The organism is Aurantivibrio plasticivorans, from assembly GCF_055392955.1.
In genome coordinates this window covers 2,093,984-2,111,810 of record NZ_AP036020.1, presented here as the reverse complement: position 1 = coordinate 2,111,810, position 17,827 = coordinate 2,093,984, and the positions used below count along the sequence as shown (strand labels likewise).

33 protein-coding genes are annotated in these 17,827 nt (G+C 45.6%); 3 read left to right on the top strand and 30 right to left on the bottom strand.

The features are described 5' to 3' along the window. The 23 genes from ACZ5NB_RS09485 to ACZ5NB_RS09375 form a co-directional block, all read right to left on the bottom strand. Nucleotides 1-516, bottom strand: coding sequence for a hypothetical protein (locus ACZ5NB_RS09485; protein WP_464107932.1), 516 nt, complete (start codon nt 514-516; stop codon nt 1-3). Next, nucleotides 513-2,033, bottom strand: a complete 1,521-nt coding sequence (locus ACZ5NB_RS09480; RefSeq protein WP_464107931.1) for a hypothetical protein — start codon at nt 2,031-2,033, stop codon at nt 513-515. The genes ACZ5NB_RS09485 and ACZ5NB_RS09480 overlap by 4 nt, the downstream gene beginning before the upstream one ends. After that, nucleotides 2,033-2,692, bottom strand: coding sequence for a hypothetical protein (locus ACZ5NB_RS09475; RefSeq protein WP_464107930.1), 660 nt, complete (start codon nt 2,690-2,692; stop codon nt 2,033-2,035). Before ACZ5NB_RS09475 ends, ACZ5NB_RS09480 begins: the two co-directional genes overlap by 1 nt. After that, the gene (locus ACZ5NB_RS09470) at nt 2,611-2,988 is read right to left on the bottom strand and encodes a hypothetical protein (protein ID WP_464107929.1); all 378 of its coding nucleotides are present in this window, start codon (nt 2,986-2,988) and stop codon (nt 2,611-2,613) included. The genes ACZ5NB_RS09475 and ACZ5NB_RS09470 overlap by 82 nt, the downstream gene beginning before the upstream one ends. Beyond that, nucleotides 2,985-3,395: a hypothetical protein gene (locus tag ACZ5NB_RS09465; protein WP_464107928.1), complete on the bottom strand. Its 411-nt coding sequence runs from the start codon at nt 3,393-3,395 to the stop codon at nt 2,985-2,987. Before ACZ5NB_RS09465 ends, ACZ5NB_RS09470 begins: the two co-directional genes overlap by 4 nt. Further along, nucleotides 3,374-3,577 (bottom strand): hypothetical protein, encoded by a 204-nt coding sequence (locus ACZ5NB_RS09460; RefSeq protein WP_464107927.1) that lies wholly within the window; start codon nt 3,575-3,577, stop codon nt 3,374-3,376. The genes ACZ5NB_RS09465 and ACZ5NB_RS09460 overlap by 22 nt, the downstream gene beginning before the upstream one ends. After that, a complete protein-coding gene (locus tag ACZ5NB_RS09455) occupies nt 3,574-3,780 on the bottom strand; it encodes a hypothetical protein (RefSeq protein ID WP_464107926.1) in 207 nt (68 codons plus the stop codon). Before ACZ5NB_RS09455 ends, ACZ5NB_RS09460 begins: the two co-directional genes overlap by 4 nt. Beyond that, nucleotides 3,777-3,941, bottom strand: a complete 165-nt coding sequence (locus ACZ5NB_RS09450) for a hypothetical protein (RefSeq protein WP_464107925.1) — start codon at nt 3,939-3,941, stop codon at nt 3,777-3,779. Before ACZ5NB_RS09450 ends, ACZ5NB_RS09455 begins: the two co-directional genes overlap by 4 nt. After that, nucleotides 3,941-4,192 (bottom strand): hypothetical protein, encoded by a 252-nt coding sequence (locus tag ACZ5NB_RS09445; RefSeq protein ID WP_464107924.1) that lies wholly within the window; start codon nt 4,190-4,192, stop codon nt 3,941-3,943. Before ACZ5NB_RS09445 ends, ACZ5NB_RS09450 begins: the two co-directional genes overlap by 1 nt. 11 nt (nt 4,193-4,203) lie before the next feature. Then, nucleotides 4,204-5,034 carry a major capsid protein P2 gene (locus ACZ5NB_RS09440; protein WP_464107923.1) on the bottom strand — a complete coding sequence of 277 codons (831 nt, stop codon included), beginning with the start codon at nt 5,032-5,034 and terminating at the stop codon, nt 4,204-4,206. A 2-nt stretch (nt 5,035-5,036) separates the two neighbouring features. Further along, a complete protein-coding gene (locus ACZ5NB_RS09435; protein ID WP_464107922.1) occupies nt 5,037-5,165 on the bottom strand; it encodes a hypothetical protein in 129 nt (42 codons plus the stop codon). A 154-nt stretch (nt 5,166-5,319) separates the two neighbouring features. Then, nucleotides 5,320-6,087, bottom strand: coding sequence for a hypothetical protein (locus tag ACZ5NB_RS09430; RefSeq protein ID WP_464107921.1), 768 nt, complete (start codon nt 6,085-6,087; stop codon nt 5,320-5,322). After that, nucleotides 6,053-6,529, bottom strand: a complete 477-nt coding sequence (locus ACZ5NB_RS09425) for a hypothetical protein (RefSeq protein ID WP_464107920.1) — start codon at nt 6,527-6,529, stop codon at nt 6,053-6,055. Before ACZ5NB_RS09425 ends, ACZ5NB_RS09430 begins: the two co-directional genes overlap by 35 nt. After that, nucleotides 6,529-6,894: a hypothetical protein gene (locus ACZ5NB_RS09420; protein ID WP_464107919.1), complete on the bottom strand. Its 366-nt coding sequence runs from the start codon at nt 6,892-6,894 to the stop codon at nt 6,529-6,531. Before ACZ5NB_RS09420 ends, ACZ5NB_RS09425 begins: the two co-directional genes overlap by 1 nt. Further along, nucleotides 6,894-7,154, bottom strand: a complete 261-nt coding sequence (locus ACZ5NB_RS09415) for a hypothetical protein (RefSeq protein WP_464107918.1) — start codon at nt 7,152-7,154, stop codon at nt 6,894-6,896. Before ACZ5NB_RS09415 ends, ACZ5NB_RS09420 begins: the two co-directional genes overlap by 1 nt. An 11-nt stretch (nt 7,155-7,165) precedes the next feature. Then, on the bottom strand, nt 7,166-7,396 hold the full coding sequence (locus ACZ5NB_RS09410) for a hypothetical protein (protein ID WP_464107917.1): 231 nt from the start codon (nt 7,394-7,396) through the stop codon (nt 7,166-7,168). Between the two features lie 39 nt (nt 7,397-7,435). After that, nucleotides 7,436-8,986, bottom strand: coding sequence for a rolling circle replication-associated protein (locus tag ACZ5NB_RS09405; RefSeq protein WP_464107916.1), 1,551 nt, complete (start codon nt 8,984-8,986; stop codon nt 7,436-7,438). 2 nt (nt 8,987-8,988) lie between these two features. After that, the gene (locus ACZ5NB_RS09400) at nt 8,989-9,474 is read right to left on the bottom strand and encodes a hypothetical protein (protein WP_464107915.1); all 486 of its coding nucleotides are present in this window, start codon (nt 9,472-9,474) and stop codon (nt 8,989-8,991) included. Between the two features lie 2 nt (nt 9,475-9,476). Then, nucleotides 9,477-9,674, bottom strand: a complete 198-nt coding sequence (locus tag ACZ5NB_RS09395) for a hypothetical protein (RefSeq protein WP_464107914.1) — start codon at nt 9,672-9,674, stop codon at nt 9,477-9,479. A 32-nt stretch (nt 9,675-9,706) separates the two neighbouring features. Further along, the gene (locus ACZ5NB_RS09390) at nt 9,707-9,925 is read right to left on the bottom strand and encodes a hypothetical protein (protein ID WP_464107913.1); all 219 of its coding nucleotides are present in this window, start codon (nt 9,923-9,925) and stop codon (nt 9,707-9,709) included. 14 nt (nt 9,926-9,939) lie between these two features. After that, the gene (locus tag ACZ5NB_RS09385; protein WP_464107912.1) at nt 9,940-10,074 is read right to left on the bottom strand and encodes a hypothetical protein; all 135 of its coding nucleotides are present in this window, start codon (nt 10,072-10,074) and stop codon (nt 9,940-9,942) included. Between the two features lie 2 nt (nt 10,075-10,076). Further along, nucleotides 10,077-10,358, bottom strand: a complete 282-nt coding sequence (locus ACZ5NB_RS09380; protein ID WP_464107911.1) for a hypothetical protein — start codon at nt 10,356-10,358, stop codon at nt 10,077-10,079. 10 nt (nt 10,359-10,368) lie between these two features. Next, nucleotides 10,369-10,806, bottom strand: a complete 438-nt coding sequence (locus ACZ5NB_RS09375; RefSeq protein WP_464107910.1) for a hypothetical protein — start codon at nt 10,804-10,806, stop codon at nt 10,369-10,371. 228 nt (nt 10,807-11,034) lie between these two features. On the opposite strand from ACZ5NB_RS09375, the gene ACZ5NB_RS09370 reads away from it, so the two are divergent. From ACZ5NB_RS09370 to ACZ5NB_RS09360, 3 genes are all read left to right on the top strand, one after another. After that, a complete protein-coding gene (locus tag ACZ5NB_RS09370; protein WP_464107909.1) occupies nt 11,035-11,325 on the top strand; it encodes a helix-turn-helix domain-containing protein in 291 nt (96 codons plus the stop codon). Nucleotides 11,326-11,539: 214 nt separating this feature from the next. Then, nucleotides 11,540-12,112 carry a site-specific integrase gene (locus tag ACZ5NB_RS09365; protein ID WP_460234855.1) on the top strand — a complete coding sequence of 191 codons (573 nt, stop codon included), beginning with the start codon at nt 11,540-11,542 and terminating at the stop codon, nt 12,110-12,112. Then, nucleotides 12,103-12,312: a site-specific integrase gene (locus tag ACZ5NB_RS09360; protein WP_460234856.1), complete on the top strand. Its 210-nt coding sequence runs from the start codon at nt 12,103-12,105 to the stop codon at nt 12,310-12,312. Before ACZ5NB_RS09365 ends, ACZ5NB_RS09360 begins: the two co-directional genes overlap by 10 nt. A gap of 150 nt (nt 12,313-12,462) precedes the next feature. On the opposite strand, the gene ACZ5NB_RS09355 is transcribed toward ACZ5NB_RS09360, so the two are convergent. The 7 genes from ACZ5NB_RS09355 to ACZ5NB_RS09325 form a co-directional block, all read right to left on the bottom strand. Beyond that, entirely contained in the window at nt 12,463-13,356 is an 894-nt protein-coding gene (locus ACZ5NB_RS09355) for a ThiF family adenylyltransferase (RefSeq protein WP_460234857.1), read from the bottom strand. Further along, nucleotides 13,340-13,873 carry a hypothetical protein gene (locus tag ACZ5NB_RS09350; protein WP_460234858.1) on the bottom strand — a complete coding sequence of 178 codons (534 nt, stop codon included), beginning with the start codon at nt 13,871-13,873 and terminating at the stop codon, nt 13,340-13,342. The genes ACZ5NB_RS09355 and ACZ5NB_RS09350 overlap by 17 nt, the downstream gene beginning before the upstream one ends. Then, nucleotides 13,873-14,916: a multiubiquitin domain-containing protein gene (locus tag ACZ5NB_RS09345; protein WP_460234859.1), complete on the bottom strand. Its 1,044-nt coding sequence runs from the start codon at nt 14,914-14,916 to the stop codon at nt 13,873-13,875. The genes ACZ5NB_RS09350 and ACZ5NB_RS09345 overlap by 1 nt, the downstream gene beginning before the upstream one ends. Before the next feature lie 147 nt (nt 14,917-15,063). Then, on the bottom strand, nt 15,064-15,984 hold the full coding sequence (locus ACZ5NB_RS09340; RefSeq protein WP_460234860.1) for a hypothetical protein: 921 nt from the start codon (nt 15,982-15,984) through the stop codon (nt 15,064-15,066). Next, nucleotides 15,984-17,159 carry a hypothetical protein gene (locus ACZ5NB_RS09335; RefSeq protein WP_460234861.1) on the bottom strand — a complete coding sequence of 392 codons (1,176 nt, stop codon included), beginning with the start codon at nt 17,157-17,159 and terminating at the stop codon, nt 15,984-15,986. The genes ACZ5NB_RS09340 and ACZ5NB_RS09335 overlap by 1 nt, the downstream gene beginning before the upstream one ends. Before the next feature lie 211 nt (nt 17,160-17,370). After that, nucleotides 17,371-17,595, bottom strand: coding sequence for a DUF2188 domain-containing protein (locus tag ACZ5NB_RS09330; protein WP_460234862.1), 225 nt, complete (start codon nt 17,593-17,595; stop codon nt 17,371-17,373). A gap of 10 nt (nt 17,596-17,605) precedes the next feature. After that, the gene (locus tag ACZ5NB_RS09325; protein ID WP_460234863.1) at nt 17,606-17,812 is read right to left on the bottom strand and encodes a hypothetical protein; all 207 of its coding nucleotides are present in this window, start codon (nt 17,810-17,812) and stop codon (nt 17,606-17,608) included. Between the last annotated feature and the right edge of the window lie 15 nt (nt 17,813-17,827).

The window sequence follows — 17,827 nt, the reverse complement described above, 5'->3', positions numbered from 1 at the left end:
TTACACCACCACACTGATTGCCTGATACTCACCATCGACACGAGACCACAACGCCGGATCATTAGTTTTACGATCTTTGCGCACGTCCACATGTAACAAGTTGCCCGGCGACGTATCGGTATAAATCCCTATACCCGTAAAACCCACCGAACTAGCCACACGCAATAAATCGGCGCGCTCCGTTTCTGTTGTTACGTATTTATAGCCGTTACCCGTTCGCACTTTGGCAAACACATCGACGGCACGCACTTCACCCCAGCGCGCCACATTGTGCTGACTATGACTATCTCCACCTTCGCGACCGAGTGAACCGCCAGCCGTTGACACCTCAATCGGTGCGCCCCACTTTTCCCGCAATGCATCGAGCTTTACTAGCAAGTCGTTCGACATGAACGGCCACCACGCACCGAACTCTACCGCATTAAAATGTTTCAACTTTGGCTTTGAAATACTTTTCACAACTAACGCGACCACGATCACCAACACACCAAACAAAAAACTATTCTTAATCATCATGCCACTACTGCTGAATCGTATAGCGCCTCTGTATAGACACCATCACGACGCCCGATAATTTTGATATCAAAATACCCATTATGCCCCGTCGTTGACGTTCCATTGTTTGGCGTGGTTATCTCAATTGTCGCCGTTGTACCTGACACGCTTGAACCGATTGTGAGACCGCCCGACCTATCGTTATTCACGTCTGTTACTGTGACCGTGCCGCCGTTATTTTTAATCATTATTACTGCTTTACCACCACCGGAAGCGTTAAAACCATTGCATCTCATAGCATGAGTGATCTCGACCATTACCGAATAACCCGCATTTGTTAACGCTAAGTCCATAAGTTTATACTCGGTATTTTCTGCCATGTTTGTTATAGCAGTATGTAATTTTTTGACTATGATATTTCCGTTGCGCGTATCGGTCCTTTCCTCTTCGCCCAACTCCATTCTCAATACATCGCTGAATTCGTTTGTCACTTCTTCACAATAAATCCGCTTAGGCAAAATAACTATGTTGTTTTTCTGGAACGTTGATCCAACACTATTGCCACCCGACACATTGTCATGCAACTGCACAGTGTTATTAGCGCCCGTATCGTCTGTTACTAAACCTCTAGCCGACGCGCCGCCCTGCTCGCATACAAAGTTGTTAACCGAGTTATAGCGGCAATTATTTATCATATACAACGAATCAGAGTTATCAGCATCGTGATGAAACAATCCTGACAACTGATTCTCTAGCGCACCATCCATGAAGACGCCAGCACCGGCCAGCACTGTACGATCACCCGTTCTAAATAAATGTATGTTTGAATATTTACCCGCGTTGGCATTGCCGCGCAAATGGATACCATAGTTGCAATTTTCAACCATGACATTAGACACCGAGTGAAAATAACTTGTACGCCCGGACAGCTGTGGATTCCATACGCTTAGCGCTGCATATCCCGCGCCCGCCGTATTGCCTTGGTTTGCATGCCCACCAATGCGTACGTTTTTCACTGTACAACGATCACTTGAATTCGCTTGAACCGCGTAATCTACAACGCCCAGTGCTACCGTTGACACACTTGGCGCGGTGGCTTTTAAAATTCGAGATGACGAAAAACTTTTTCCCTCAACCCCGGATCGCTCACCCTTACACCAAACAACGGGATCGCTCGTTCCAGCAAGTTCGCGCAATACGACATCATTATCTAAATAAACAAATTGCTCGCTACCGAGTTCCAACATTGTGTCGCAGACATAAGTTGTTGTCCCGCCGCCAAGATTCGGAAGGTAAATAAATCCTTTAGCTGACAGCATCGCATTTAGCGCTGAATAGTCGTCGGTCGAACCGTCACCCGTCGCGCCAAAATCTAGTACGTCTAGAATTTGTTCTAATTTTGCTTGCACCGACCTTTCAGACGCGCCCGTTTCGGCTGACAGGAATTTGATAAGTTCGCTACCTTTTCCCGAACCGGTACTTCCTAGCAAATTTTTAAGCCATTGCGGAGACTGGACCGCAGTATTACCTTTTGGCATTACAGTTTCTCCGACTCCTTAACCCATATAGTGATATCGCCGGAATTTCCCGATAGATTACGTACATACATTGCACCACTACTTTCTTCATCGCGTGTCATCCCCGGCTCTAAAAGAGCACCCACCGTATCATTCACACTACTTCCGCCATATGTGGCATTACCCACCGCATCGCTTGGCAATGTAAACGTCAAATACTTTCTCGCGACGTTTAACGGAGCAATAGCCGCCGTGACACCCGGCGCTATCGTCACGGATGCAAGACCGTTTTCATTATCTGCCGCCTCAAAACTTGCGGTTGTGTTGACCGTGAAATTTTTGTTATCTGCAATAGATACAGGTAAATCATTGACTTCGCAATCAATGACATTAACCCCCGAATCGAGGTTAACAATTTCTATATCAAAGCCTTCCAGTTTACGCTGCAAATCTATTTGCGCACCCTGGCGTAACCGTATTGGCTCAATACCCTTGCCTTTAATTTCGAAATCCGCGCTAGCCTCATACACTACTAAATATCGTCCAGTAATATTGCGTTTTGTTTTATCACCGCCGCCAATCGTTGCCGCCACTTTCATTATTTGCCACCGTAAAGACTGATAATCACCCAAGCCACCACCGCTATCACGATAGCCGCTACGATTGCGAGCGCAATCCATTTACCGGACTCAATGTCGCCCACTTTTAACTGAGCGGCCAATTCTTTAATCGCGCCCACTTGCTGATTCAAAATACTTTTTGTATTTGAATAGCCGCTTTCTACTGTTGATTCAACCGCATCGAACGCGCGATCTATTGCACCAAAATCAGTTGTTGTAAATTCTGCGCCCGCCAAGTCATTAGACCCTGAAATTACAACCGCTTGATCTTCTACATTACCCGAGACCGAGGCATTCACTACATTGTTTGTAGTAGTCGAACTCGTTTTAGATCGACTCCTATTCTTTCCACTCATGCGATCTCACACCTAAACACTGACTCAACGTATTTAAAACCCATGCGACCCACTAGGCGCTCATAACCTTTACGATGGGAATGCGCACGTATCGTTTTTATCCCTAGCAACTTGCAACCATTCTTGAGGTCATCAACCGCTAATTCCATTCCATTACCACGGCCAGCAATCAAAACAAGCTCTTTGCCGCCCAATTGATCAACATCAAGCCGCGTAATCATCCACCCTTTTTTATCACCGCCATAATCGACGCGCCATAAATCAGAAATACCGCTTTCAATTTCGTGAATGATTTCAGCGCGGCCATCTTCTAGCAACTCAGACAAGGCCGCGTCAGACTCATCACTCCAGGCTTCGCGCTGCCATGTACTATTCTCACCCGTGATTACTTGAAGAATTTCAGCCACATGAACACCGCTAACAAAACAAACGACAACAACAATCCCAGCTTTTGCACTGAGTCGATATTAATAAACGCCTTTTCGACATTAAACGAAGGCCCATAAAAGCCGCCGCCTACATTAGCTGAATCACCGCCAAAAAAATGTGTGGCCGAATCCGTTGCAACCTGTAAAGAACCGTCACTCACCACAGCCACCAAAACAAAGCGACCAACAAAACCGCGAACGCCAGGAGTACAAACACCACCGGCCAGCTTTGCCAGCCAACATTAAAAGAGATGAACGAACCACCGCCGACCGAAAAATCGCCGAAGTAGTTCGCACCAAGATAATTAGTGGAAGCGCCACCACTAAAGCCAGTTTGTGAATCGACATTAACGCCGTAACTCACTTGGCACCCACAACAAAATAGAAATAGATCGCCGCAACAATCGCAGCAAGAATAACCGCGAGGTAGAGCGCGTTTTTAAGCGCGTCGGAACTGAAAAAGCCTCCGACCCACCCAATAGCCGCACCCGCTAGACCAACCGCCGGATAAATAAGTAAAGGCATCACAGCACCCACTTAAGCGCGAGCACTAGCGCCACAATTGCCACAACCGCAACCACCAGCCATAACCAATACATCTTTACCCATTCGGTAGCGGTAACCCCTATTTTCACCGGATTACCTTCCAAATCACTACCAGTGCTAGGCTGATGAATGGTGTCGGTATTTGCGGCCGCATTATCGGCAGCGCGGTAATCGGATATTACCTCCACCACGCTTCCAGCCTTGTCAATTAGATTATCAAACCAATCCATAACGCACCGCCTTATGTCGCTGGCTCTAAGGTCTCAAACAAGGTGTCCAAGTCACCCGCACTTGAAACCGTTGGGTTAATCTCAAACGAATTACCCGCCGTTTGCAGTGCATCCGCAATGCCGAACTCAGTAGCCACCGCGTCAAAATGGTAATAACCCGATTGAGGCTCACGACCCATGCGGGTTAGCCAGTCGTCATTATCAGCTTTTAAGATATCGTCGTAGCGAGTGATTTCGTTGCGCTTGATCTCCAATGCAGTAACCGCCGCACTTGCGATGTGCATACGACGAATGCGAGGGCCACGCGGGAAGTTTCGGTATTTATTTTTACCCGATGCGCCCGCTTGTACTAACTCTGAACGAAGGCGAGGAATTACAGTGCGAGGAATTAAACGCTCAACACCATTTACCAATTCATAAGGTGAAGACAATAAAGCGATGCCGCGTAATTCAGGTACCAGCGAATCCGTTACCTGTTGTGCCGTCGCCGCAGCCGTTTTAACGGTTAGCGTTAAATTGTCGTCAGGCTTAGTTACTAGCTGTGACATATTCTGACCTTCCATTGTTTTCATGGTGAAGTCAGCAAATGGGATAATGAATCGCCCATCGCCCTGCGTATAACTTGGGCGTTTGTAAGCTTCCAGCATGCGCAACTCTTCGCCGGTTACATCAACGATTGAATCACCGTTTAGCGTTACAAGCACCTGCGTTAGTTGACCATTGTCTAGATTGGTGATCAGCTCAATCTGCTTGTAAACCGAACCCACATCTAGATTCAACGTCCACTGGCTAGAAAAGCCGCCGCCGTTAAAACCTTGAATTTGCTTTGGAATATGTCGCATGACTAGAAGCTCCCGGTATCAAGATTGAAGAAATCCGCGAGTTTTGGCACATGGCCAATTGCGTAAGCCATTAACGCGCACACGATCAAAGCGACCGCCGCGATAATGACTAAATCGTTAATGTTTGGCATTTGAAAAGCCCCTGATTAATTAATGAAAAATTAAAACTACGGGGCGTAAGGCTGGCTTAGCGTTTTGGAAGTGAGTCAAACAAAAAATAGACTTTCCCAAAAAAATTGGGCTTTTATTTGTTGACCTGTATTGAGCTTTTGAGATATTCCGACGTTATCGGTATTGCACCCGCTTAAAGTGTGGCGAATCCATTGATTGATTCAAGGTAATAATGCGTCGCTTTTCCCCCTCATGCTGCTTAGTTCGAAAACGAGGTGTGCCGCTTTCCCAATTTTTGGTTGCTTTGGTTTTTTCAAAATCAATAGCACCGCGACACACTATTCCCCTGTCGCTAGTCCATTGGATAAACTCTAACGGCTTGTCTGGAATATCAGACGGATTGCAGCCCAATTTTTGCGCCATATAGGCCCGGTCTGATTCGGTATTGTGCCGCGCAACGTGGATATATGAGGCATTATTCATTATTGATTTATCAACCTCCTGACCACGCTGAACAGTGCCAATAATTAACGGACCATAGGCTAACCCCTGAGACACCAAACGCCCCCAAGGCCCGTCCGCCTTTCCAGCACTCGTTACATTGGCTAACTCTTCACAAATTATCGTCGCCTGCTTTTGGCGGTTCCAATTGAACGCGCAATCACAAAAAAAATGGAACTCCTTTTTTGAGTGCTGAATATAGGCTATACGGTCATCAGACGGCGACGACTTCAACAATTGAATCAGTTCCGCCCGTGTATGTGCCGGACGGTATCCCATTTGCGCGGCATACTCGCCTTTTGGGTCAAACGCCATAACACGCGGATGACGCTCAACAAGCCGCTTTAAATAAACCGACTTTCCCGAACGACTCACACCCACTAACAACAATAACGAACCGTCCGGCCTATTCTCCAGCATCATCACCCCCGGCTTTTTCATCTCCCGATTTTTTGGGCGTTACATCTTTGGCTTTTTTGGACTTCATATCATCACGCAACGCGGCATAGTAAAAAGCGCCTGCACTTAATACCGCTAGCTCATCTTTGTACTTGGCAAGGAATTCAAAAATTCCACCCTCGAACCGCTTAGCGATGACCAGCCCGAGAGTTTCCGCAAAACGTTGTCGCGTGCCACCAGGCACATCGACGCCGATTAACCCCTCAAAAAAAGCCAGTGCGGTTTGGATAACCGTCGATGCCATCGCGGCTTTTTCTTCAACGTTATCACCAGCACTTTCCGGCAATTGATTATTCGACTCAGCATCTGACCCGAGACTGCCCGGCTCACTCTCAACCGGCCCCGCCTCATGATCTTCAACAATGCGATCCCATTCCGCCGTTATTGTGTCTTCACTGGTATCTACTTTGTTCGGTGCGTCCACTACCTAACCCTCCCGAATAACCCGCGCCGTGGTTCCTTTTTTTTGGGCGGTGGTGGTTCCAATTTTTGCGGCGGTTCCATTTCCGGCTTTTCTGGCTTTGGTTCCTCGCTAGAAGGCCCGCCGTTACTGGCACGCCCCGGAAATTCACCCAATACACTATTCCCGGGAAATTCCGCCGCTTTTTCTGGATCAGAAGCCAACCAACGCGCATAAATCCGGCGTTGCCCGGACTTGCTTTGGAATTTGAAGATGCCACAGCCATCAGCACCCGCACAATTCACGTAGATCATCTTGCGCTTATCGCTGCATACGTTCGCCGCTTCGCCACACTCTGGACACGAGACCTTTCCAACTGATTCCGCCATCAATCACCCCCTTGGCTAGTCTCAGCCCCTTTGAGGCGTAAAACGAATTCATGCAACAACTCACCTCCGACTTTTTCAATCTCTTGTGTAAGGTCGATCAATTGCTGCAGATCACCCATTTTTGTCACTAACGCCATAGGGTTTTTCATTAGTGATTCAACCTCGACGCCGCCCGTGATCGCGTCACGCTCAGTAATAAGCCGCTGACGCTCTACGAACCGCTTTTTAACTTCATCATTTGATAGCCGGACACTCGACATAAAATACACCCTTACCTAGCCTTGAACTCTTTATCGAAATCTTCCACGCTCATCGTCCAACGAGCGCCGAAGCGGTTTTTTACCAATACCCTGCCAACCTCTAAAAGGCCAGAGGGCAGTGATTCACCAAGACGTAACACACCGTCTTCGATGCTATCCACCGTCGATTCATCTAACACCGTCCAATAAACAACTTCTGGCGCTAAATGCGATTTTCGTTGAGCTTCATTTTTTATTCCCATGCTTCACCCCTCATTGATCCGCCACCTAGTGGCGTACAGTTACTGACAGAACTCCAAGCCGTCGTATTCGGCCCAATCCACTTCTTCAACGTCGCGCGTAAATCCCGCCCAACGAAAATACTTTTCCTTGGCTTGCTGCCATTCAGCATCAACCCATTGCACCCAGCTAGGCGGGTTTGCAATTCGTCGCGCCTCTTTACGTCGAGCAAACACGGAATATAACCGACTAAAAAATTGCGTATCTTTTGGCCCTGGAACTGGCCCCTCTTTCCACTCGAGGCCCGCTGGCTTTTCTGGTAGCCAGTCATTGCCAGGGTCATACTCTTCGTTATGCAACCAGCCACTAAAGCGTGCCACCGCCGCTTTTCCCTTGAGAATTATCTGATATTTATTGCAGCGAATAGGTAACTCGTTTAATTGTGCGCGCACTTTTTCGAGCTTTTTTCCAATCGCATGGCGGGTTTTGCTTTTCTCTTTTGGCACCCGTTCTAGTGCCTCTTTTAATTTTTTGCGCTCGCGGTATTTTTCGCCGTAAGTCACTGTTAAATGGTCGTACACGTCCGCTATGAGCTGCCCCATGATGTGCATTTGACCTTCGCCCATTTTGGCCCACTCTGGCGCACGCGCTGTAGAACTGATGCCGTAGCGATTCCCACGCACCAACCCTTGATCGTCCTGGCCTTTCGCTTTTGTCATATAGCCCGCCGCTTTTGCCATATAGGCACCGGCGCACATACAGTCTTTAATTTTTTCTAAGTGAAAATGTCCGTTATCCCACAATTTTTCCAATCGCTCAGCCCATTCTGGAAAATCGACGTATCGCACCTTCCACCCCATCAATATATGAACATGCGGATTGTCTTCGCCTTTATCGTTTTTCGGAATCTCAACCACCCAGCAATAGGGCAACGGTTCGCCATGCCCTTCGATTTTCGTACCGTCTTTTTTTTGCCAGCCGCGCTGGTACATCTTGTTGAGTGCGTCGAATGTGCGACTGACTTCACTTTGAATTGTCGTATCGCCTGCCGCCAACCTTTCGCGGGCCACTGGCGACAATGTGCCAGTTACAAACGTCCTGAACCCATCTTTTTTCAAACCCATGTAATTGCAACTGTCTGCAATTTTTCGCGCGCCCCTCTCGCTTAGCATCGTTGATTCGCGGGGGCCTTCCTGGCTTGGCGGCTCCATTCCGCTTGTTGCTTCAACCTCGGTTCTAATGCGCCACTCTTCCGACCAATCGCGATACTCAAACACAGTTTTGCAGCCTACTTGCCCAATCGGGGTTTCAATCTTTTGCGGCTCATGCTCAACACTTCCGCGTACACCATCGTCAAAGCAATTTTTTGATTTTAAAACATCAAATCTCGATTTTTGGCGATGATAAGCCGCGCTCAATACGTCGATTTCACGTGTCGGACTTTTGGACGCCTTGACTAGCCTAAGCCGCTTCGCTTCGCTCAACGGCTGCTTACGCTTAATAATCGGACTGTCTGCACGAATTCCATCCGCAAACAAAAATGCCGGGTTTTGCTTCCCGGCGAACGGCTTTAATTTTGGCTGAAGGTGTAGCGGCAAATTAATATACGTCATCTTCATTCCACCAAGGCGGCTTTGCTACCGTGAACTTTTCGCCGCCACCAATGCTCAGACTCTAATCTCAACTTCATTGGCTTGGTGCGAATTTTTATCAAATCTTTACGCGGCAACTCGACGCCGTAAGCTTTCAACAACTGAAAAAGCGAGATAACCAACCGCAACGGACTGGCCGACAAATCAACATACAACCTAGAACACTGAATAGCTTTAGCCCGACAAAATTCGTTCAGTTCATCATCGCTAGAACTCAGCTTTAATTCGCGCCGGTAAAAATCCGGCTTCACACCTTTAACGGATGATTCGCGCGTTAACTCTTCGCTATGCTCTACGAACTCGGCAAGCTTTAAATTAGCCGCCCGGTATCCGTCACGCTTTTTCGTTTTATTAAACGTCTCTCGCAACTCAGGCCGCATTTCACCCGCGACGGCATCAACGGACGAATAAAATGCCTTCTGGTCTCGATTGAATACCGGGTTAAACATTTTCAGCCCCTTTTTTTTCTAATAACAGCTTCTTCATCCTTCTTGCTAAAATTAGATAGATTGCAAAACCCTTCATCGGCTATCACCACGCCACCGTCTAATATCAAAGAAACTGACGGCGAATCACAACAACCGCACCCCGAAACGTCTAGCTTTACGCCACGCCTTTCTAACTCTTTTTCTACTTCTTCCCTTTCCACTATCTAAACCTCTTTTCGTGCAAATTCGCCGGTCAGCGAATCCGCACTTCCTTATCACCATCTTTAATAAATAAATTCACGTCCGATAGACAATACTGACCACCAACGCCGCCTTTAACGCACCAACCATCATCAAACTTGGCGGCTACGATATGCACAGGAAACGGAAAATCGTTTAGATATTTGTGGTAGTCGTTTTGAGAGTAATACTTAGAGCTTTTCTTTATCTTTGCGTAAATTTGCTGTCCCACAATAAACCCCTCTTTTAGCGCCACTCTGAACAATCGTTATAAACGCCGCCGCTCTCGCAGTCTGCCACAACACCATAGAGAACGATCACGCTTAGCATTAACGCCGTAACAATCAACCCTTCCTTAACTACGCCGATCAACTTTCGCATGATTACCCCCTTCGCCCCGCTGCACGCATTTTCGCCTGCAACTTGGCTTGAAGCTCTCTAATCTCAGCTTTCAAGTCTGTGATTTCATTCACCACCTTTTCAATGGCATCAGGGCAATAGACCGGACGGTAAAACACATCACCATTACCCCGCTCTCCCTTAATTTTGGTTGTCGGAAAGACACCCAAATCAGCTAAACTTTTTTCCATTGCTTGCATTGTGCCGTTCGCAATACCCGCCATGCTCGCAGCTTCAGAAATATTAATTAAGTAACCTCGTTTCATTTCAAACCCCCTATGCGGTTTCTAATTCCAAGCGCTCTACACACTCAGCGCGCATTAATGTTTCCGTCTTACCTGGGTTTTCAGAGTGCGCCGTAAGCAACCCAGAATAAAAACCTTCCATTGATTCAAATGTCGCCGCAAAAGCAAATGCGTCAATTGCCAACTGTTTGATCGTTTTTAGTAGTTCTTTTCGCTGAAACTCTGACAAGTCACCCGACCCCGGCATGGTCGAAAAATTTTTAAAGAAGTGTGGATAGTCGCGCTTAGTCATCATCAACGCGGCAACCTTTAGCGGATAGCTCGCCTTCTGCCAAACGTAATCGAACGAATTGCATTCCATTTCTGGATCAAATGTGCGGCAGCAAAACCGCTTCGCATCGTGACACTGGCGAACCATCGCCGGAGAAAGAAAAAAATTTCCGGTAAAGAATTTGTTATCTGTTTGCATAGCGACCCCTTAAGCGTGTTCAGTCATCATTCAGCCTAAGCGGGTTTAAATAGCGACTCCGGTTAATTGAGTGGGGACTCATGAAAGGCACCGGAGCCGCCAACCGCTTAAGGCCCGCCGAATATACTTCGCCCTTGGACAGCTATTCAACCCCTGGACAGTGATTGAATAGTCAACCAGTTGTGTACTATATTCTGTAAAGTTATTTACTTTCGTGTGGGGACTCGAATGCTTACGACGACGAGCTTGTTAGCTCAACTTAAAGAATCTTATGGCAACTGCTCCGACTACCGCGTAGCCAAACTACTCAATACATCCACTTCTACTGTCTCCAATTGGGTCAACGGTAAAAAGAAGATGGGTGAAGCCAATGCACGTAAAGTCGCACAATTACTGGGCTGCAATGAGGAATACGTAGTTGCGTGCATTCATGCCGAATGCCACGAAGGGGAAGAGATTTATTCAGTGTGGGAATCGATCTGCCACACACTGCAGAACTCCCAACACAAGGCCGCTTAACCAAAAACTTATACCGCCAATAGGGCACCACCCCGCCCTATTGATTATTTTCCACTCTCTTTTCTCATTTCATAAAGGGCTTGACACGTAAACTATTGAATATAAAGGCTTTGCATTCTTATTTCTCCGAGGAATGTATATTATGTTAAATAGAATATATCTGTTTAAATAACATTATTACGGATTATCTATCCTCCCTGCTTCGAGGTTTACTATGCCTAAATCAGGTCAAGCTCGTGTACCCACTTCAAAACAACAACGTCACCTTTTTGAGGTGATTCAAAGTCGTCGGCATCCGGAAAAAAATACAGCGATCATGCAAATCAGCTTTAAGCTTTGTCTTAGGGCTCAGGAAATCTCGTTAATGCAAATCAAGGAAGTCGCTAGGCTCACCAAAGGTGCTACCGATTTCCATCTTTTAGAAATAATGAGCTTGCCCGCGGCTTATACTAAAGGAGCAGATGCTCTGGGTCGCTCGAAAAGCCAATACCAACGAAAGATGATTAATTTTGACATAGAGAGTTTTGATAAAGTAGTCAGGCAAATTGAAAAGCTAGCTCGATCTGGTTTAGATGTTGATCCGGAACAATTTTATCCTTCGCTTAAGAAGCATCGAGGCAAGTCTAGAGATTTGCCTATCGTTGATGTTGAACTTAGAAAAGCACTGACGGACTATTTGCAACATAGACTTAATAAAGGAGAGACATTAAAGCCCTCCTCCCCTCTTTTTGTACCCAAAAAGGGAATTCATACTCTCCAAACACATTGCAGGAACATATGGCATTGATGCTGCGCGATTGGGCTGGCATCGAAAAAGCGAGTTCTCATAGTGGCCGTAGATCTTTGATTACAAATGTGATTCACAAGCAAAAGAAATCGGTGAAGGTAGCGCAGAAAATTGCAGGACATGTTAATGCCGCGACCACACTGATTTATGAAGAACCTCCGGAGGAAGCTCTAGAAGACGCTTTGAAACATTTGAGTTAAAGTAGCCTAGCAGCTTTGAGCCATGCGTAACTGTTTAATTCAGTACACTGATTCGAGGAACTAGATTTCCAACGTGCTCTAACCTCTGATAAATATCGAATAGTCGGCCAAAAGCAGGCATATAAAATCCAGCCTTTGACCGAAATAAGGTTACCCATTAATTATTTTCTTAGCGTTAACATCCAAATACCTTTCGACATTTACCTCGTGCCTTTCATTGTAAAGACTACAGCTATAGCAGTCGTTATCCTCACCAATATTAGCTTTTGTGATCGATTTTAAATGACCACGGTAGTTCAGATAGCGTGAGCTATTTTTCGGATCGGTAATGTGCAACTTAAATTCCTGAACTCCAAGGGAAGCAATGATTCCGTTCAAATCCACCACGGATGGACCAGAACCCGCAGCAAGGCTTTCTTTATCTACACCATAAACCTTTGCTTCATTTTCTAACTGCGTTTCATCGGCTAAGTATCGTCTGACCTCCGTTTGGTCTAAACCATCACCCATGCAATGCAAACATCCATTTCCATCTTTGACAACCGCAACCCGACCACCGAAAGTCCCGTCCTCAAACACTTCACTTGCAAGATCAATGTAAGTAACGCCATAGGCGATACTTAACTCGTTAAGAATAGAACGTGCACCATCGCTATCGAGGCAGCCCACAACAATATCAGCCGTCTTTATGGCGTCGAACGCCTTGCTCGACTCCAGCTTGTTTTTAATAATTTTTATATTCACTTCTGGGTCTATGCCTTTTACTACGCGCGCAGCAACCATCACTTTGTCAACTCCGATGCCTTTGTCAGCATCGAAATCGCTATGCAAGAACCCCATATAACGATTTCGATTTGTTTCTGAAAAAGTCTCATGTTCAACAACAGCAATATCTCTCACACCGAGTAAACAAAGTTGCGGTAATACGAATGTTCCGAGCCCGCCGAAACCGACCAGCACTACCTTGGTGGATTGAATCTTTTCTTGGCCTTGTAAGCCAAAAATTGCGATCTGCCTGTTAAATCGTTCATTTGCTAATGACATGCTTGCCTCCTAATGTCATACCTGTAGGCTTCAATACCTTTTGATCCACGCGCAATGCCGATAGGCAATCTGGTGAATTAGGGGCTTTCTGCCAAACGAGTGAATCAAAACCACGTGGTGAAACGACAATTGCTGCATAGGGCCTTCCAGGCAGCCTCCACCACATGTGCGGAACAGTTTCTTTGAATCCGTTCATGTCAGCGATAGAGAAAGCAGCAGACCACGGGCTATCAAAAGGATGAGAATGCAACTCGATGAGCGCCGTATTCGTCCGGTGCGCCTGTTTGATGATGGAAATCCGACTCTCGTCCGACAACTCTATATAGTCATCGTATTGCGCGATAAAGCCATCTTGCCCGACAAGATAGTAGTCCTGCGCTTTGAGCAACAAAGTTTGATTGTCTTCGTGGAATTCGGCAAAAATGAAAGCAGCGGATTCCTGGGTTGCACCTTCGGGTAGAAGGTGGCGCCAGATAAAATCATGCTGTTTTTCGGTAAGATCAATAAAGAATTGCATTATTCACCCTCCAGCAAGCGCTTGCGAAAACTTCTTGCCCAACCCCATAGGTTATCGCCGGTAGTGACGTCTGCTCCAGGACGCCAGTTTTCGACATCCCATGATGCAAAACGCCAGCTTCCTTCGAAGGGCGGTGGATGCTGAGGATTGTTAAGCTTTAAAACCCGATCACGGAGTTTAACGCCTGAAGGTATATAAAAACCGTAAGGCTTTGGAACTGGATGGCCAGCAGTGACGCTAAACACGATTGATATCACGTCTGGCGAAAGGGGTGAAGGGAGCGAATAATCTGTAATTTTGAACCAGTGAAGATTTTTAACTTCCTTGTATTCAACATGTGCAAAGTTTTTCTGTAGGAGTAGAACTTCCTTTCCGATGCGGGAGCTTTCGTCAAATCCACGCTTGAAGCGCTGTTTCTTACAAAAGTTATGTCCGGGCTTTAGCTTGATAACTTCGCCGGATGCTAGCGGACGTTCATTTTGGCCTTTGTCCACTTCCACAGCACCTTGGCTTGCATCCCAGCCACCGAGTTGAATAATTTCTTCTGTTGTAATCGTCTTCTTTGACCACTCAAACACCTTGCCTTCAATGCAAATTGAATATTTAGCCCCAACCCTGAACTGCTCAATTCCTTCAAGGCTAAGGTTAACTAGGTCAGAATCCTCAATGAGCTTGTCTTCACCAGATTTGGTTTTCTGCCAAATACCAACCTCATCTGGTTCTTCAACCTCAGTGAGACGTTTAATGGCTCGTCCTGTAATGAAATCTGAGCCCCATTCACGCGCCTTTCCGTTGACTTCCAGCCGATAGAGCACATCTGCTCTAAAGGTACGGAATTTCTCGATTCCGGTTCGTTGCAAATCGACCACTTCCGTAGGGCGGATGCTTTCCATGTCTCCATCCTCAAGAAGAAGATAGATAACGAACTCTCCCGGTGGCTGTTTACCAGCCATCAAAAGTAATTCCTTGCCGGAAATCGCGGCTTTGCCAGTTTCATAGACATCGCCATTGATATTTACTGTGTATAAAACTTCGGTATTCATAGCTTTAACTCCAAAAAAATGCTGAACGTTTCGGAGTGCAGTATTGCAAATGGAGGTGGGGTGAATTGGAGGGATGGAGGGGTGAAAATTGGGGTGATTTTACAGAAGAGTGATTATTTTTCGGTCATTCGAAAATTTAGAATGATATTAATACTCAAGCCAATAATTTCCTTTACTGTCGCTTTTTATAATTTCCCCCCAAGCGGCATGAACACCACCTTTACGTTTAAACAACTCTCTCAATTTTGTACCCTGTTGCGATGTAGTTTGAGCTAATATTTCGGTTTGATGAACGGGTTTATTCTCAGAATCCATAAATTCGAGCGCTTCACTTTGCTTTGGAGTAAAATCATACGTCACGCCATTTGAAACCAATGTTCTGTATCCATTGCTAAAGCCAGGTTTGCTTATAGAACCTCCCATTCGGCTAGCAAGAAAAACAGTATTCAACTCGAACTTATCATTGTCCCATTTAATAGCCTCATCGATTCTGATCAGCTCATTCTGAAGAGGTAGCGACACATGCCCTGAAATAAATTGATCCAAAACAATAATCAATGCAGGGTTGCGGACACTATGATGAGCGCTGAGATAATTTTTCAAATCATCTAACACAGTTTCATTCATGATGTTTCTAGCGGTAAGAATATTCGTCTTATGTTTTTCAATTCTATGCTGGCCTAACGCCCAGATATTACCTTCTAGAATAACCTTTGGAGTATGCCGATCTGCTATATCTAAAGCGTCCATAACCCTTCGCAAGAGCCACTCGAAATTTACTTGATATAGGTTTATATCCTCATCATTAACGGCAACCCAGCCATCCGCAGCGGAAAAATACATATTTTTTCCGTCCTTGCGCTGTATATCCGCAAAAAATTCACAGTCTCCGTCGAAAACCTCCACCGATTTAAGTAATTTAAAATGAGTGAGAATGCCACTCTCCACCAATTCCTGAAATAAATCGCCAAACTCCTCCCTGGCAAGCTTTTCAATGATAGTTGCATCCTGTGTCTCACTGATCTTCAGCAACTTCTCTATTGTGGTTCTCTGCACCCCATTGCTCATTATATAATCTCAACCAGTTCCCACTTCTCAAGGTATTTGTCACCTATTAACTTTTCTTTTTGGGACTTGCTCTTTAGATCGCACCCATTTGGTTCTCGGATTTTTACATGCAGTATCTTTCCTCTCCTGCTATCTTCGTCGGGCATAAATCTAATGCTGATTCTCACTTGTTTTAGTTTAAAACCAGATTTTAGTGGGTCATTCTCGCCAAAATACTCCTTTGAAATCTCGTATATACTACGCTCTTCCTTTGTAGCAACATCCAAGGTGACAGTATTGTAGCTATTTGGTTGAGCAACTTTGAGCATCGTGACATCAACTGACTCGATTCCATCTTCTGAATCAAAAGATAGTGTTCTCTGCTTAAGCAAGCTTTGAATGGTGTAGTGTTTTAAGGGTATTTTCTCACCTTCAATGGGGGATTTTAGAAGTGTCTCTGAAAATATTTTTGGAATTGCTTTTCTGTTTTCCTTGCCTTCAACGACAACCTCGATGTGTCCACTTTCCGGCTCGTAAGTCAATGCAACTTCTTTAACAGGCCGAACTATTTTTGATACTAGACTCTCATCTTCAAAAGCAAGCTGAGTGCTAGGTAAATCTTCCCTGTAGACCATTATTTGTATGAGTTCTATTTGGTTATCATCACCCTCTGAACGCGTTCTTTCAAATATGTCTATGTGAATTTTTCCGACTGCCCGAAACAGCTCCATTATTTTGTCCTTGAAGGCCAAAACATCAATATCACTTTTACTAACGGGTATATTTTTAGGGCCTATAAATGCGTCCCACATACGCCCGTTTCGGCCTGTATCTGTGTACCAACAGTCCTCAACCTGCCTGAACCGCGAAGAATCCTTTAAAAATAGCCACAGAACTCGATCATACTCATTCTCAAGGTCATAGTATTCTTGCAGATCACTATCACTAACGAAATGCTTTAAGATGCTTTGGCCAAGCTCATCCGTTAACGCAATTATTCGTTCCGAATTTGATTTGAGTTGAGCTAAGATATCTCCTTCCGCCGCTTCAGAAATTTGTAATAACGATTTCCTAACAGCGCTTTCGCTATCACCCCAATCGACTTTATCCGCTAGATCAGTATTATTGGTCTCAAAATACTTTTGCAGCGAATTCACTGGTGTTTTCTTAAGAAATTTTGATATATCAGTACTCATTATGTTTAACCTTTATTATAAAAACACCTAACCTCTACTTTGCGTTGTATGCGGACATTTAGTGAAGACCTACACTTTCTAAAAAATGTACCCTATCGGCGATCAATACCTTCGTATAAATTCCGCTGTAATACACGAACCGATGCCCCACTCACTAACTCACATATTTCAATTAAAATGAGAGAAGACTGATGCCTTCTCTCATCCTCGCTTATCCCTTGGTGCTCCTAGGATCATTTTTTCGCTGATACGTCCGTTCTTCTTGAAACTGTCCATTTTGTTTCTGGATTTTCACAGAACCGACTTTATTGGCCATGTATTCGCTGGTTTGTTTAACCACTTCCTGCTTCGTCTGGCCTTTTAATGTGGCTCTTGAAGCGCCCTGCTTTACGAGTTGCCAGTTATCGCCTTTTTTGTTGATGTAGTAGTTGTCCATGATCTACTCCTTAACTCGTATGGCAAGGACGGCAACAGTAAAAGCAACCATTTGCACGCGCGTAGGTTTTCTTCGCTTCTCTTACAGCCGGTGCGCAACTGGTGAATTCACCCAAATATTTGCGGTTCTGAGGTTCTGGCATCCGAGTACAACCGGTGACATGTACTTCGTGATCGCCGTTGGATTGGGCATTTTGATTGACGTAATAACAGGACATGATAGGTCTCCAATA

Coding starts and splice junctions, on each gene's coding strand:
- ACZ5NB_RS09420 (WP_464107919.1), bottom strand. CDS start 6,894: ATGGCGGAATCAGTTGGAAAGGTCTCGTGTCCAGAGTGTGGCGAAGCG.
- ACZ5NB_RS09405 (WP_464107916.1), bottom strand. CDS start 8,986: ATGACGTATATTAATTTGCCGCTACACCTTCAGCCAAAATTAAAGCCG.
- ACZ5NB_RS09330 (WP_460234862.1), bottom strand. CDS start 17,595: ATGGACAACTACTACATCAACAAAAAAGGCGATAACTGGCAACTCGTA.
- ACZ5NB_RS09400 (WP_464107915.1), bottom strand. CDS start 9,474: ATGTTTAACCCGGTATTCAATCGAGACCAGAAGGCATTTTATTCGTCC.
- ACZ5NB_RS09355 (WP_460234857.1), bottom strand. CDS start 13,356: ATGTCATTAGCAAATGAACGATTTAACAGGCAGATCGCAATTTTTGGC.
- ACZ5NB_RS09430 (WP_464107921.1), bottom strand. CDS start 6,087: ATGAAAAAGCCGGGGGTGATGATGCTGGAGAATAGGCCGGACGGTTCG.
- ACZ5NB_RS09375 (WP_464107910.1), bottom strand. CDS start 10,806: ATGCAAACAGATAACAAATTCTTTACCGGAAATTTTTTTCTTTCTCCG.
- ACZ5NB_RS09440 (WP_464107923.1), bottom strand. CDS start 5,034: ATGCGACATATTCCAAAGCAAATTCAAGGTTTTAACGGCGGCGGCTTT.
- ACZ5NB_RS09350 (WP_460234858.1), bottom strand. CDS start 13,873: ATGCAATTCTTTATTGATCTTACCGAAAAACAGCATGATTTTATCTGG.
- ACZ5NB_RS09485 (WP_464107932.1), bottom strand. CDS start 516: ATGATGATTAAGAATAGTTTTTTGTTTGGTGTGTTGGTGATCGTGGTC.
- ACZ5NB_RS09340 (WP_460234860.1), bottom strand. CDS start 15,984: ATGAGCAATGGGGTGCAGAGAACCACAATAGAGAAGTTGCTGAAGATC.
- ACZ5NB_RS09380 (WP_464107911.1), bottom strand. CDS start 10,358: ATGAAACGAGGTTACTTAATTAATATTTCTGAAGCTGCGAGCATGGCG.
- ACZ5NB_RS09325 (WP_460234863.1), bottom strand. CDS start 17,812: ATGTCCTGTTATTACGTCAATCAAAATGCCCAATCCAACGGCGATCAC.
- ACZ5NB_RS09445 (WP_464107924.1), bottom strand. CDS start 4,192: ATGGATTGGTTTGATAATCTAATTGACAAGGCTGGAAGCGTGGTGGAG.
- ACZ5NB_RS09415 (WP_464107918.1), bottom strand. CDS start 7,154: ATGTCGAGTGTCCGGCTATCAAATGATGAAGTTAAAAAGCGGTTCGTA.
- ACZ5NB_RS09435 (WP_464107922.1), bottom strand. CDS start 5,165: ATGCCAAACATTAACGATTTAGTCATTATCGCGGCGGTCGCTTTGATC.
- ACZ5NB_RS09370 (WP_464107909.1), top strand. CDS start 11,035: ATGCTTACGACGACGAGCTTGTTAGCTCAACTTAAAGAATCTTATGGC.
- ACZ5NB_RS09345 (WP_460234859.1), bottom strand. CDS start 14,916: ATGAATACCGAAGTTTTATACACAGTAAATATCAATGGCGATGTCTAT.
- ACZ5NB_RS09360 (WP_460234856.1), top strand. CDS start 12,103: ATGGCATTGATGCTGCGCGATTGGGCTGGCATCGAAAAAGCGAGTTCT.
- ACZ5NB_RS09470 (WP_464107929.1), bottom strand. CDS start 2,988: ATGAGTGGAAAGAATAGGAGTCGATCTAAAACGAGTTCGACTACTACA.
- ACZ5NB_RS09365 (WP_460234855.1), top strand. CDS start 11,540: ATGCCTAAATCAGGTCAAGCTCGTGTACCCACTTCAAAACAACAACGT.
- ACZ5NB_RS09335 (WP_460234861.1), bottom strand. CDS start 17,159: ATGAGTACTGATATATCAAAATTTCTTAAGAAAACACCAGTGAATTCG.
- ACZ5NB_RS09385 (WP_464107912.1), bottom strand. CDS start 10,074: ATGCGAAAGTTGATCGGCGTAGTTAAGGAAGGGTTGATTGTTACGGCG.
- ACZ5NB_RS09480 (WP_464107931.1), bottom strand. CDS start 2,033: ATGCCAAAAGGTAATACTGCGGTCCAGTCTCCGCAATGGCTTAAAAAT.
- ACZ5NB_RS09475 (WP_464107930.1), bottom strand. CDS start 2,692: ATGGATTGCGCTCGCAATCGTAGCGGCTATCGTGATAGCGGTGGTGGC.
- ACZ5NB_RS09410 (WP_464107917.1), bottom strand. CDS start 7,396: ATGGGAATAAAAAATGAAGCTCAACGAAAATCGCATTTAGCGCCAGAA.
- ACZ5NB_RS09450 (WP_464107925.1), bottom strand. CDS start 3,941: ATGCCTTTACTTATTTATCCGGCGGTTGGTCTAGCGGGTGCGGCTATT.